The 13,161-nt window shown below is 68.2% G+C and carries 12 protein-coding genes and 1 pseudogene; 4 read left to right on the forward strand and 9 right to left on the reverse strand.

Annotated features, from left to right (window positions below; all coding sequences use genetic code 11):
* Positions 1 to 78 precede the first annotated feature (78 nt).
* Positions 79 to 288, reverse strand: coding sequence for a hypothetical protein (locus tag STRNI_RS28335; RefSeq protein ID WP_018088149.1), 210 nt, complete (start codon positions 286 to 288; stop codon positions 79 to 81).
* Positions 289 to 848: 560 nt separating this feature from the next.
* Between STRNI_RS28335 and STRNI_RS28340 the strand changes: the two genes are divergently transcribed.
* Positions 849 to 1,694, forward strand: a complete 846-nt coding sequence (locus STRNI_RS28340) for an ArsR/SmtB family transcription factor (protein ID WP_018088148.1) — start codon at positions 849 to 851, stop codon at positions 1,692 to 1,694.
* Between the two features lie 120 nt (positions 1,695 to 1,814).
* Here STRNI_RS28340 and STRNI_RS28345 read toward each other — a convergent pair whose 3' ends face one another.
* The 5 genes from STRNI_RS28345 to STRNI_RS28365 all read right to left on the reverse strand — a co-directional run bounded on the left by STRNI_RS28345 (position 1,815) and on the right by STRNI_RS28365 (position 6,266).
* Positions 1,815 to 2,795 (reverse strand): TauD/TfdA dioxygenase family protein, encoded by a 981-nt coding sequence (locus STRNI_RS28345; protein WP_159488311.1) that lies wholly within the window; start codon positions 2,793 to 2,795, stop codon positions 1,815 to 1,817.
* A 175-nt stretch (positions 2,796 to 2,970) separates the two neighbouring features.
* A complete protein-coding gene (locus STRNI_RS28350) occupies positions 2,971 to 3,123 on the reverse strand; it encodes a hypothetical protein (protein ID WP_159488312.1) in 153 nt (50 codons plus the stop codon).
* 40 nt (positions 3,124 to 3,163) lie between these two features.
* Positions 3,164 to 4,000, reverse strand: coding sequence for a carbohydrate ABC transporter permease (locus STRNI_RS28355; protein WP_109889628.1), 837 nt, complete (start codon positions 3,998 to 4,000; stop codon positions 3,164 to 3,166).
* A gap of 5 nt (positions 4,001 to 4,005) precedes the next feature.
* Positions 4,006 to 4,998, reverse strand: a complete 993-nt coding sequence (locus STRNI_RS28360; RefSeq protein ID WP_381282665.1) for a carbohydrate ABC transporter permease — start codon at positions 4,996 to 4,998, stop codon at positions 4,006 to 4,008.
* Positions 4,995 to 6,266: an ABC transporter substrate-binding protein gene (locus tag STRNI_RS28365; RefSeq protein ID WP_277412258.1), complete on the reverse strand. Its 1,272-nt coding sequence runs from the start codon at positions 6,264 to 6,266 to the stop codon at positions 4,995 to 4,997. The genes STRNI_RS28360 and STRNI_RS28365 overlap by 4 nt, the downstream gene beginning before the upstream one ends.
* Before the next feature lie 330 nt (positions 6,267 to 6,596).
* Here STRNI_RS28365 and aac(6') point away from each other — a divergent pair, with 330 nt between their 5' ends.
* Positions 6,597 to 7,121, forward strand: a complete 525-nt coding sequence (aac(6'), locus tag STRNI_RS28370; RefSeq protein WP_277412259.1) for an aminoglycoside 6'-N-acetyltransferase — start codon at positions 6,597 to 6,599, stop codon at positions 7,119 to 7,121.
* A 22-nt stretch (positions 7,122 to 7,143) separates the two neighbouring features.
* Here the strand turns inward: aac(6') and STRNI_RS28375 are convergent, their stop codons facing one another.
* Positions 7,144 to 7,431: a hypothetical protein gene (locus STRNI_RS28375; protein WP_274735495.1), complete on the reverse strand. Its 288-nt coding sequence runs from the start codon at positions 7,429 to 7,431 to the stop codon at positions 7,144 to 7,146.
* Between the two features lie 54 nt (positions 7,432 to 7,485).
* Between STRNI_RS28375 and STRNI_RS28380 the strand changes: the two genes are divergently transcribed.
* Positions 7,486 to 8,031, forward strand: a complete 546-nt coding sequence (locus STRNI_RS28380) for a nucleoside/nucleotide kinase family protein (protein ID WP_277412260.1) — start codon at positions 7,486 to 7,488, stop codon at positions 8,029 to 8,031.
* 13 nt (positions 8,032 to 8,044) lie between these two features.
* On the opposite strand, the gene STRNI_RS28385 is transcribed toward STRNI_RS28380, so the two are convergent.
* Positions 8,045 to 10,147 (reverse strand): SUKH-4 family immunity protein, encoded by a 2,103-nt coding sequence (locus STRNI_RS28385; protein WP_277412261.1) that lies wholly within the window; start codon positions 10,145 to 10,147, stop codon positions 8,045 to 8,047.
* A gap of 197 nt (positions 10,148 to 10,344) precedes the next feature.
* Here STRNI_RS28385 and STRNI_RS28390 point away from each other — a divergent pair.
* Positions 10,345 to 10,470, forward strand: a pseudogene (locus tag STRNI_RS28390) (aminoglycoside 6'-N-acetyltransferase); the annotation flags it as partial.
* A gap of 533 nt (positions 10,471 to 11,003) precedes the next feature.
* Here the strand turns inward: STRNI_RS28390 and STRNI_RS28395 are convergent.
* Positions 11,004 to 13,145 carry an SUKH-4 family immunity protein gene (locus tag STRNI_RS28395; protein ID WP_277412262.1) on the reverse strand — a complete coding sequence of 714 codons (2,142 nt, stop codon included), beginning with the start codon at positions 13,143 to 13,145 and terminating at the stop codon, positions 11,004 to 11,006.
* Positions 13,146 to 13,161 lie beyond the last annotated feature (16 nt).

Genomic DNA, 13,161 nt, shown 5'->3' on the forward strand with positions numbered 1-13,161 from the left:
TTCCGGGGCCCTCCGGCTCCCGTGTCGTCGAGGCGCGGCCCGGTACCGGCGGTCCGGGGCACGGTTCACACGGGGCCGTCACATCCAGACGTTGTGGCCGCCGCCCCGCCACTCGATCAAGTCGTGGTCGTCGAGCGACACCACGTCCGTGTCCAGACCGGCACGGCGCAGAAACTCCAGAAGGTCGACGCTGCTGTACGCGAGGCCGAGGATCTCGCCCTCGATCGTGACGCGCCGGCCACCGGTCGGGGACGGCGGATGCACGATGACGGGCGGGTGCTCGGCCATGCCTCCAGCCTGCCCCCGTGTCCCCGAGGGTGCATCCGGTGGAGAGGGGCTGCCGGGCGACGCCCGCTTGCGCGGGAGCTGTCCGACGAGAGCGGCACCTGTGCGGAGGTGCCGCCCTCGCTTTCTCCGGACTCCCCCCTCGGGAGCTGCCGCCACCCCGGTCGGCGCGGGAAGGCGGCCTTCAACGGGGCTGGCGAGCGGCCGGTTCCTTGCCCATCACCCCCCACGGGATCGAGCAACCCGGGCCGTTCGCGCCGCCGTTGAATTGAGTACAGCATTCCTTCCGGCCGCCCGGTGGCGCGACTACTTTCAAGTCTGGCCAAAAGGGCATGGTGACCGCGCGTGTTGGCGTGCATACTCAGGCGTGCCGGGGGCCGACTGAGGAAACCAGGGGTGGGGGTTCGGTGTTACGCGTCCATTTCAGTGGACTCGATCTGGCCCGTGTGCGCATTGCGGCACGCCCGGACGCACTGTGGGAGACCGTCTTAAGCTTTCATCGGCTACGTGACAGACGGGACGATTCGGCGTTCGGCAAATGGCGATCGGAAACACGTGGAAGGTTGAATGGCGAAGCGCGGCTGCTGGCGCCGCTGGTGCCCACGCGCGGCTATTTTCCCGATTTCCTGACGCCCGCCGAAGGGCTCCTCGGGATGACCGACGCGCTCGCCGCCCTGCGGGAGACGCCCGCCGCCCGGCTGGGCGCCGAGCTCGCCCGGCTCTCCACGGCCGCCCGCCCGTTCCCGTCATGGATACGGGCGATGGCCGACGGCGACACCCGGGCCCTCGGCCGGCTCGCCGGGATACTCCAGCGCTATTACGAGGCGGCCGTCGCCCCGTACTGGCCGCGCGTCCAGGGCCGCATAGAGGCCGACCGGGCGGCCCGTGGCCGGGCGCTGCTCGACGGCGGCGCGGACCAGCTGCTCGCCTCGCTCTCGCCGATGATGCGCTGGCGCCCGCCGGTCCTGGAGGCCGACTATCCCGTGGACCGGGATCTCCACCTCAACGGCCGGGGGCTGTTGCTGCTGCCGTCGTACTTCTGCCGCCGCACCCCGGTCACCTTCCACAACCCGGAGCTGACGCCCGTCCTGGTCTATCCCGTGGAGCACCCCGCGCCCCGGCTCACGCCCCAGGTGCCGCCGGAGCGCTCGCTGGGCCGGCTGGTCGGCCAGACCCGCTCGGCGATACTCCAGCGGATCGGCGTCGGCTGCACCACCAGCGAACTCGCCCGTCGCGCCGATGTCTCGCTGGCCTCCGCCAGCCAGCACGCGACGGTGCTCCGCGACGCCGGACTGCTGCTCACCCTGCGGCAGGGCAACGCGGTGCTGCACACCCTCACCCCGCTGGGCGCGGCCCTGCTGCGCGGCGCGCGCCCGGCGGAGGAGGCGGCGTACGAGCGGCTCCGGTGAGCAGCGCCGCGGGCGCCGGAGGGCGCGCCGGAGACGCCGTGCCGGGCGCCGGGTGCGCCCGGCCGCCCGCCACAGGTGCGCGGGGCGTCCGGACTCCCGTCGGCCGCGCCGGGCCTGCGGTCAGTAGGGGCGGTCGCCCGCGATGGCGACCCGTTCGGCGACCCGGCGGTGCGTCCCGTAGTCGTTCACCGCATAGTGCTGGGTGGCGCGGTTGTCCCAGAACGCGAGGTCCCCCGCCTGCCAGCGCCAGCGCACCTGGAACTCCGGCACCTGTGCCTGCTGGAACAGCAGCCGCAGCAGCCGGTCGCTCTCCTCCTGGGCGAGACCCACGATGTGGGTGGTGAAGGACGCGTTGACGAACAGCATCCGCCGCCCCGTCTCCGGGTGCCGGCGCACCACCGGGTGCTCGACCGGAGGGAACTCCTCCTGAAATGGCGCCAGTTGAGCGGGGGAGTAGAAGCGCGCGAAGCCCGGGAGATAGTCGTGCACCGCCCGCGCCCCATTGATCCGTGTCCGGATTTCCGGCGGCAAATTGTCGTATGCCGCGGCCATATCGGCCCACATCGTGTCCCCGCCCGCGGGCGGCACCTCACGCAGCTGCAACACCGCGCCCATCGCCGGGCGTTCCCGGAACGTCACATCCGTGTGCCATACATTCTCGAACGTCGCGACCCCGCCGGCCGCCTTGTCGAACCGCACCACGTCCTTCGAATCGCCCCGTGCCAGCAGCGGATTGGACTCCAGCTCGCCCCAATTCTTGGCGAATTCCCGCTGCTCCCGGGAGCTCAGCCGCTGCCCGCGGAAGAACAGCACCTTCCACTCCAGCAGCGCCCGGTTCAGCTCCGCACGCAGCTCCCCGGACAGTGGCCGGGACAGGTCCAGCCCACGGATTTCGGCCCCGATGGTGGCCGCCTGCGGTACGGCCTCGAAGCGCTCGTAGGGCCGGACGTCCGCCCCGTCGGGGGTCCGGCGCAGGATGCGGGGCCCTTCGTACAGCCCGTCGGCGGGGATGCGGTGGGGGCGCAGGGCGGGGGTGCGGGGAGCCGCGGAATCGGCAAGGGTCGTCAACTGGTCCTCCTGGAGGGCGAGAAGGGGAGGCATGGGGGAGCCGTGAGGGGGAGGGCGGGAGCCGCCGGGGCGGCCGGGGCGGCCGGGGCCGACGCGGCCGTGGGGGTGGGGCCACGTCCGCCGGGCGTCAGCGCGCGGAGCCGTCAGGACACGCGCGCGGAGCGGTCAGACAGACCCGCGGAGCCGTCAGGGCAGGCGCACGGAGCGGTCAGGACTGACAGGAACGGGAACAGGAACAGCCGGCCGGGGGCGATCCCACCCGGCCGCGGCGGCGCAGAAAGCTCATGCCGCGGGGCGCGCACTCGCCGTGGGGGCCGCGGTAGCGCGGCTGTGCCTCACGGACGTCCAGGTGCGTGCTCATGCCACGCACCGTACCCCCTCGTGTCGATGTCCTCAATGCCTCAGTCATCGATCCCGCTGCGCTCCACCCCCGCGACGATGTACCGCTGCAGCAGCAGGAACACCACCACCAGCGGGGCGATCGAGACCGCCGCGGCCACGAACAGCTCGTGCAGATTGAGGTTCTGCGCGGTGGTGAACGTCGACAGCGCCACCTGCACCGTCCAGGCCTCCTGGTCCTGCCCGATCACCAGCGGCCACAGGAACGCGTTCCAGGCGCCGATGAAGACGATCGTGCCGACGGCCGCGAAGACCGGCCGGGCGTTGGGCACCACGATGCGCCAGTACGTCCGCCAGTAACCGAGCCCGTCGACCCGCGCCGCGTCCTCCAGCTCCCGGGGGAAGCCCAGGAAGTACTGCCGGAAGATGAAGCAGGCGAACGCGCTGAACAGCGTCGGAATGACCAGCCCGCGCAGGGTGGAGATCCACCCGAGCGAGGACACCAGCACAAAGCTCGGCACGAACGTCACGGCCGCCGGGACCATCAGCGTCCCCAGGATCGCGTAGAAGACGATGTTGGCGTGCCGGTAGGGAATCCGGGCCAGGCCGTACCCCGCGAGCGAGGCGAGCAGCACCGTACCGGCCGTCGTCGACACCGCGATCAGCGTGGAGTTGAGCAGCGCCCGCCCCAGCGGCAGGTTCGGGTCCTGGAAGACCTCGGTGAGGTTCGACCACTGGAGCACCCGCGGGAAGAACGTCCAGTCGGGCGCGGTGATGTCCTGCTCGGTCGCCAGCCCGTTCCGCACCAGCAGGAAGAACGGCACCAGGAACAGCAGCGCCAGCGCGACCAGCAGCACCACCCGCAGCGCCCGCCCGACCCTGGTCAGTGCGTCGTCCATCCCGCTCACTCCTCCTTGCGGCCGAGGCCGAACCAGCGGGCCTGCACCACCGTCGCCACCGCGATGATCAGCGCCAGGATCACCGCGCCCGCACTGCCCAGCCCGAGGTTCTGATCCCGGCCGAGCGCCGTGTAGTAGAGATAGACCAACGGCGGCCGGGCGTACGGCGGATAGCCCCGCGCATCGCTCAGCAGGTTGTAGAACTCGTCGAACGCCTGGAACGCATTGATCACCAGCAGCAGCACCACCGCCACCGACGTGGCGCGCAACTGCGGAAAGGTGATGTGGCGGAAGACCTGCCAGCCGGGACGCGCCCCGTCCACCGCCGCCGCCTCGTACAGCTGCGGCGAGATCCGCTGCAGCCCGGCCAGGAAAAGGATCATGTAGAACCCGGCCTGCAGCCACAGCCGTACGGTCACGATGACCAGCCAGTACCAGGGCGGATCGGTCGTCGACAGCCAGGCGGTCTGGTCCGCCCCGAACCACCCCAGCACGGTGTTGGCCAGCCCGAACCGCACCCCGTTGAAGATCGACAGCTTCCAGATCACCGCCGCGACGACATACGAGCAGGCCGTCGGCAGGAAGAACACCGACCGGAAGAACGCCTGGGCGAACCGCAGCCGGTTGACCATCAGCGCCAGCGCCAGCGAGAGGCCGTAGGTGGCCGGCACGATGAAGACGGTGAACAGCGCGAAGGTGCCGAGGCTGCCGAGGAACGCCTCGTTGGTCACCATCGCCGTGTAGTTGCCCAGCCCGACGAAATCCGCGCCGGACGGACTCACCGTGTTGTGCGCGTCGAAGAAGCTCAGGTAGACGCTCCACGCCAACGGCACATAGGTGAACAGCCCCAGCCCGACGGCGAACGGCCCCACAAAGGCCCAGAACCACAGATTCCGCCGCTGCGGCCCGAGCAGCCGGGCACCGAGCGAGGGGCGCTCGGGGGCGGGCGGCGCCGCGGCCGCGGGCCCCCGTACGTCGTCGGCCACTCCCTGGGTCACTGCTTCTTGACCTTCTTCTTGACCCGCTGCAGCTCGGCATTGACCTTGCGCACCACGGTCTTCAGCTCACTCTCCGGGTTGGCGCCGTCCTTGATGATCCGGCTCAGCGCGTCCTGGTAGGCGGTACGGTCCGCGGTCGTCCACAACAGCGGTTCGGCATAGCCGTGATCGGTCGCGAACCGGACCGCGTCCGCCGCCGGCCCCTCCCGCAGCTGCTCGGCCTTCTTCGCCAGCGAGATCCGTGCCGGGATGTGGAAGCCGTACGACAGCGCGAAGTCCTGCTGGAAGTCGGTGCGGTCCACCCACAGCCACTTCGCGAAGGCCGTGGCCGCCGCCTTGCGCCTGCTCCGCGCACTGACCGCGGAGCCATAAGCGCCCACCGGAACGGAAGGCTTTCCGCCGCTTCCGTCCTTCGGGAACGGCAGCACCCCGAAGTCGTCCCCGAGCGCCTTCTTGATCTGCGGCAGCGCCCACAGCCCCGACCACTGCATCGCGGTCAGCCCCTGGACGAACGCGGCCGGATCGGACCAGTCCGTGGGCGCCCCCAGCAGCAACGACTTGTCCGCGTACAGCTGCCGGATCTTCCCGAGCGCCCGCGCCGCGGCCGGATCGTCGAACCCGACCTTGCCGTCCTCACTGATCAGACTCAGCCCGGCGGCGAACAGCGGCGTCCCGCCGAGCACCCCGACCCCGCCGTCATTCCCCAGGAACAGCCCCTTGGTCTTCCTGTCGCTGAGCTTCTTCGCCCCGTCCACCAGCTCATCGAGCGTCTCCGGCGGCCGGACCCCGGCCTCCTTGAGCAGGCTCTTGCGGTAATAGAGCACCTGCGTGTCCACGACCTGCGGGATGCCCCAGATCCTGTCCTGCCAGATCTTCGGCGCCAGCACGGCCTGGTTGAAGTCGTCCTTGACCGGCTCCACGACCTCCGTCAGATCGGCCACCTGCCCGCCCTGGATCTGGTCCAGCAGCGGCCCGTTGACCTCGAAGACATCCGGCCCCGAGTCGGTGAGCAGCGCCGCCGCCGTCTGCCGGTCGTAATCACCCGGCCGCCACTGCACCGCGACGTGCGCCTTCCGGTACGCGGCGGCATACCGCTTCACGGCCCGCTCGGTCCCCGGCTCCCCGTACTGGTGGTACCACTGGCTGATCTCCGGCCCCGAACCACCCCCGCCCCGCCCGGTGTTGGAACCACACGCCGTCGCCAGCCCCGCCGCGAGGGCAACCCCACCACCGGCCGCCAGCAGCCGCCGCCTGTCGATCTCCGTCATGGCACATCGCCCCCTGCGCTCGTCACGTCCCGATGATGGTCGATCACCGACGGTGCGACCGTCCATGCTGCCGTATGGGCGTGACGGGTGCATTGCGTCTCTGCGAAACGGGGGGGCCGGGGTGGGTGGCTGGGTGGTTGGGCGGCTGCCCCACTGCCCGCGGCCGCACCCCGGTTCGGCCCTCTGGGCACCTGCTCCTGCATACGGCCGCACCCATCTTGACCGCACCCTTCTTGCCCGCACCCTTCTTGACCGCACCTTTTGACCGAATGCGGACTACGGTCGCCTGCCCGAACCTCCCCGAACCTGCCCGCGCAGGACAATGCGTAGATGTACTCGGACAGCGGCGACGACCGACAACAGCAACCGGGCGGTGAAGTGGGGGAACTGCACGGGGCGGCGGTTGTACTGCGGCCGACGACAGCTACGGACATCACCACCCTCGACCGCATCGTCCGGGAACCGGAGGTCGCGGCGTGGTGGTCGGTGCCCGACGACTACCGGGACATGCTCGCCATTCTCTGCCACGACGAGGTCATCGGGGCGATCCAGTTCTCCGAGGAAACCGACCCCGAATTCCGGCACGCGAGCATCGACATCTTCCTCACGGCGCGCCGGCACGGCCAGGGCCTCGGCACGGACGCCGTCCGCACACTCGCCCATTGGCTGATCCACGAACGCGGCCACCACCGCCTGACCATCGACCCGGCCGCCGCCAACACCCCCGCCATCCGCAGCTACCGCAAGGTCGGCTTCCAACCCGTCGGAATCATGCGGGCCTACGGACGCGACCACCGGACGGGCGGCTGGGCGGACGGGTTGCTGATGGATCTGCTGGCGGACGAGCTGACCTGAGGAGATGCGGGGCCGGCAGCCGTCAGGGGTTGGGGTGGTGGCGCCTGCGGTAGAGGGCGATCGCGGACTCCGGCGGGAAGTTGGGAACGAAGGTCAGTGCCCCGTCAACTTTGGACACGACAAGGTGGCTGCCACCGAACGAACGAGGCTCGGTGGGCGGGAACGTGGCGTAGATCAGGTAGCCGAGGTCGAATTCCCGGACGTGCAGGGAGGCAGGGGAGCCGTCGCGGCAGCGGGGGTGAAAGTGGGGACGGGCTATGGTCAGCGCTTCTTCTGGGGTTGTCGGCGCGGTGCTCTCCGGCTCAGGCACGTGATCCCTCCTCATCTTCCGGGCTCGTCGTGAGCCGGCTGTCATCATGTCGCCATGAACCGCACAGAATTACTGCTTATTGGCGGCAGGGCAGGTGTTGGCAAGTCCACGGTCGGCTGGGAGGTTTCGGATCAGTTGCGGGCCGCGTCCGTTCCGCACGCCATCATCGAGGGCGATTTCATGGGCCAGGTGCATCCGGCCCCGGACGGAGACCCGCACCGCTCTCAGATCACCGAACGCAACCTCAGCGCGATATGGGCTAATTACCACCAACTCGGCTATCGCCGCCTCATCTACACCAACACCGTGTCTGTGCTTCCTGAGAGCGCCGGCCTCTTCGAGCGAGCCATAGGGGCAGACACCCGGACCGTACGGGTCCTCCTCACCGCCTCCGACTCCACCACCCACGAGCGGCTGGCGGCCCGTGAGATCGGATCGGAGCTCGAACGGGAACGCAAGAGCAGTGCGTACAAGGCCCGGCTCTTGGATGAAAGGGTCTCCGACGACACCATTCGGGTAGCCACCGACGGCCGATCCGTCAGGGACATCGCCGCGGAGGTCCTGAGGGCAACCGGCTGGTGTTTCTTTCAAGGGTGCTGAGGCCGGGCGGCCGTCAATATGAGCCGAGGTTGTCCAATTTGCCTTCGAAGACCTCGTCCCAGTGATCCCCGGTTTCCGTGGCGTCGTCGATTTCCTCCGCCCATTCCCTGAGGCTCCACCGGGCGTCCGCGGCTTCAGCGAGGGTGGGCAGCCAACTGGTGCGGTACTCGCAGTAGAGCCGTAGCACCGTGGCGAATTGCGGAAGGCTGCTGGCCAAGAGGACTGTGGAGTAACCGCTCTCCGTGTCCTGGAGGACTGCTCCGCTCGATCCGTCCAGTACCACGGCTCCTCCCATCCACGAGCCGATCCGATAGAAGGGGCCATCCGCCTCTGGGTCCGGGGCATCTTCTGGCCATTCGAAATCCGGGAGGCCCTGTTCGTCCAGGGGGAGTGAGGAGAAGAAGGGGGTCTGTCCGTTCAGGTACGGCAGGCCGGTCGTGCTCAAGAACTCCCGGGCCGTGGGATTGCGGAGGCCGTCGGGTAGTTCGGTGGCACTCATGGTCCGGCAACTTCCGGTACCGAAAGCCCTCTCCAGCCATGCTTGAGAAGGGGCATCATCGGTAAGCGCCTCTTCGGGACATTGCCAGGTGGCCGCCTTTGTGACAGGTCCGAGGTAGGGACCGCCACCCCATACTCCTGCGTTTCCACCGGCCGAGGCCGCTACGTCCACTGCGTACAGCCCGCCTTGTCCGCCGATCACCCAGCGGCCCGGTCCGGCAGACCTGATGCTTCTGTTGGCGTCGGGAGTCCTGGGCGCCGGTAGCGCTGTGTCCTCCTGGAACTCCGCCGGCCTGGGGGTGTCCTGGGTGTGCGGAATCCGTACGACCCTTTCCGTGCCCACTTCCGTGCCGTCATCGAGAGCGAAGACACGCTCCACGTATTCCTCGTTCAACGGCCCGCCCATGTCGTCGTACTGGACGACCCGCCTCATGACAGCTACCGGCACCTCCTCCCTGCGCTCCACGCGCACCTGGTCGACGCGTCCCACTTCCCCTTCCACCGGACCGAATACGCCGTACGGCCGCTGATGGGACCAGAGTGTCTGCCAGGGCAAATCGATGCCGGCGTTCGCGAGTCCGTCTGCGATATCGCGCCGCCCACGGTTCACTGCCGCCCAGTGCAACCAGGAAACCCACTCGCCGGTCGATACGGGATCAACTCGCTGTGTTTCCAGATAGTGAATATCCATCGCGACAGTGCCTTGTGGCACACCCGCCGGCCAGGCCGCGGCCAGTCCCTGCAGCAGCCCGTAGCGTTCCGTCCGGGCAAGCATCTCCCCATTGCCCAGCAATTCCTCAAGGCAACCGCCGAGCGCCGCGTGCACGGGGAGGGCCTGAGCGGCATACCGAGCCAGCTCGGGTGGGCCCGCGTGTGCGGAGAGGTAATGGAAAAGGTCCTGCTGATCCATGGGGGAGAGGGCGCTTGTCTCGCGAGCAATTGACCGCACCGCCGGTGTGGTGAAAGAAACGCTCTCGGTGCCGTTATCGGCGGCGTCTACCGCCAGCTGGTCCGGGTATTGGGCGACGAGCGAGCGCAGCTCCTCCTCTTCTGTGTGGTGACCCAAAGCCTCACAGAGCGCTGACCACACAGGAAAGGCAACCCCAGGCGCCTCGGCCGCAGCGAGGAGCTGAACGGCACGGTGCTGAGACACAGCAACGGCCTCTTGATGAGTTCCCGCATGAGTTCCCGCGCCGGCCGACTCGTCGCCGTCACTTATCAAGACTTCCTGCACGTGCCGGCGATGGGGGATACGTGCACGCCCGGCATCCCCTTCCACCACAATGCGCAGACACCGGCGGTCATCGCGCCCGAAGCGTTCCGCGACCAGACGGAGCACCCGCCCGGGCTCTGTCGAGGTGACCGTGGGCCCGGCCCATTGGGCGTTGGCCAGCAGCACGACCGCATCGCGGTTGATGAGCCCTTGCGCACTCCAGAGACTCGCTCGCCGTTCGTGAGCGGCCTCCGGATTCACCCCTAGGCCGAGCAGTACGTGAAGAGCCACTTCCTCGGCACTCAGATGGAGACAATCGACGAAAACGGCGTCGGGCACACGTCGACGGACGTCGTCGAGTACCGGCCCGGCACCGGAACCGCCGGCACCGCGCAATACGAGCACGCCGCCTTTGCGCCGAGGCTCACCGAGCCAAGCTTCGAGCTCCGCAAGGGCAGTTGGAGATGACTCCACGAACGTGCACTCCCATCGACGTCAGGGGGTTATCTGGGGCGGCGCCACACCGGCGTCCTTGGCTCGTGCTGCCCGGGGGCCGTGTCGACTGTGCAGGGGTTACTGCGCCCTGTGCGGCAGTACGGCACGAACGCGGCCACCACCGCCTGACCATCGACCCGGCGGCCGCCAACACCGCCGCCATCCGCAGCTATCGCAAGGTCGGCTTCCAACCGGTGGGAATCGTGCGGGCGTACGGCCGTGACCACCGGACGGATTGTGCCTGCCTACGCGGGGCACTGACGCTGCTGCCGGTAATGGGCGATGACTGTCTCCGTGGGGAGGTTGGGCACGGTGACGCTTTCGCCGGTGTCCTTGGTCACGAGGATGTGCGACCCGGCAGGCCTAGAGCGTGTCCGGCCGGTAGAACTTGCGATACAACGCAATGGCGTCCGACGGTGGCCGCAGGGAGACGCTGCTGACTTCACCGGTGTCCTTGGAGACCACGACGCAGGTTCCGCCGGGGTTCCTTGGGCGCCGTCTCTCCCCCGTCGACGTCGTCCGAGGATGGGGCGGGAGCTTCGGATAGACGAGGTATCCGATGTCGAACTCGAGGACCTTGAGGGGAGCCGGGGTCCCATCCGGCCAGACCGGGGAGTATGTCATGCGGGCGATTTCCAGGGCATCCTCGGCGCTTGTCGGCAGCGGTCGATCGGGCGTCGAAGAACTCGGATCTGTCATGTATTTTCCTCGCTGTATTCAGCTCGTGCCATGCTGGGGAAGCCAACGCCAGGCATGACGGGGAGACCTATGGCTCGATTTCCGGGTCGTTGAGCAAAGTTTCCCAGACCTCTCCGGGGGCAGTCGCAGGGTCAATCTCGAGGATCCATGACTGCAGCTCGGCAGCCGCCTCGAGCTTGTCTACGGTGAGTGACTCGGAGAGCAATAGGTGATATCGCCCCACCAGATGGAACATGGCCACGAATTGCGGCAGGCTGCTGCCCGACAGCTGATCTTCCACGGCACCGGATGTGCACAGCACCTGCCCGGTTCCACCGTCCAGGATCAAGTCGCCGCCGAGGAGGTCTCCCAACGCGAAGTAGGGCCCGGTGCGCCGGTGTGAAGGAACCTCTAGCTCGTCGGGCGGTGGAACCTCTCGAAGTCCCTGGGTGCGCAGACCGCGTGTGTTCAGGGTAAGGAGCTCCACGATTGGCAGGCCGTGCTCGATGAGCCACTGAGCCGCTTCCGTGCCGTGCAGGCTTTCGGGGATTTCTGACTCGGTCGGCCGGAACACCGAATCATTCCCGAACGCCTCGGACAGTTGCGTCGCTGACGGGTCCCGGAAGGCTTCAGGGAGCGGACGCGTGGCGACTTCGCGCTCGTACGCATCCAGCAAGGGTGCGCCATGCCAGGGCGACACTTCGTGCTCCGGTTCCTTTTCGAGGATTTCTACGGCGAACACTCCGCGGTCTCCACCCAGCACGGCAATGTCCCCGATCCGTACTGCCGCGCGAATGTCCCTGGGGCAGCGGGGAATGAACGCACCCTGGGGTTCGCCAGGGGCCGGGCGCCAGCCACGTGACGTATTGACCATGCGTCGTGCTTCCAGTGCTTGGGCACTCGTATCGGCCGATTCGTGTGGCCGACCTGAGCGAAGCCCCCACGCCCACGAGGTTCCGAGCAATTCGTTGGTCGCGGTAACTGTGTGTTCGGTGGCGCTGAGGCTGGTGATACCGGTCGGGTGGTGCGTGAGTCCCTCCCCGAGGAAGGCACCGGTCGGACGCAGGTCAGACCACAATGTCTGCCATTCCAGGGCCACTTCGGAGGCCAGTACCGCGTCTGCGGCCTCCTGATCTCCATGGGTGACGGCGAAATGGTGCAGCCAGGCCGCCCACTCGCCTTGGCGCATGGGTTCCATGCCGGACAGCTCCCCATAGCGCAGGCTCGCAGCCATGGTGTCCGGCGGGATACCCCGGCCGAAGGCGGCACGATACGCCTCCATGACCGAACTCGGATCCAGGAGAGCAAGTACCCTGCGGTCCTCCAGCACTTCTTGCAGACTGCCGGATGCTGCGGCATGTCCCGGCAGGCCGTGAGCTGCATAACGAGCCAATGGGCCGCCGTCCGCCCAGCCGTGCGGATGCGTGTGCACTATGAGCCGCTCGCTCAGCAACTGCCGGATCATCGCGTGCGCTTCGCCCGCGTCCGGGTGCTGGGAGAGGCGCAATGCGTGTGCAAGCCCTTCGTGGGTGAAAGCCACACCAGGACCGGCAAGCGCGTCATTCGGCACCCACTTCAGCAGACCGGGATATAGATCCGGGAATCCCTGAAGGTCTGCGGGCGCGGTGGTCAGGCCCATGCTTTCACACAGGATGCTCCATGCCTGGACGGGTACTACGGGGTATTCCGCCAAGGCCAGGGCCTGGATCTCGGGAGCCAGTCCTTCAGGGGCACTGAAGAGGTTTCCGGATCCCAGGCGGATGAGCTGGGGCGGCTCATCGGCCTGCCCCGGCTGCGGCTCGGCGGTCTCCAGCGCCAAGCGGATGCGAGACCGCTTCGCCCTGCCCATCCGGAAAGCCGCGCGCCTGATGCGTCCTGGTTCATCAGTGGTACGCAGGGTGCCTGCCCATTGCACGTTCGTCAGCAGGACGGTGTGATCGCCGCGGATGCCCTTCACCAGCGCATCAAGGTTCTCTTTGGCGACTGAATGCGGACGCTGAACCCCGCACACGTCCAATACCTGAAGGATCACTTCATCGGCGCGCAGCCCGACGCAATCGATAAGTGCTGCTTCGGGCATGCGCCGGCGGACCAGCTCCAGTGTGCGACTCTTCCCGGCAGCAGGAGGGCCGGCCACGAAGAAGACGTCACCGGCGCGGCCCGATGCCGTCAAACCATTCAGAAGTCGACTGGCGGAGGCATGGAGTTCCGCATCGCGTGCATCGGTCATGGACATACCCTACTAG

The organism is Streptomyces nigrescens, from assembly GCF_027626975.1.
GTDB lineage: Bacteria > Actinomycetota > Actinomycetes > Streptomycetales > Streptomycetaceae > Streptomyces > Streptomyces nigrescens.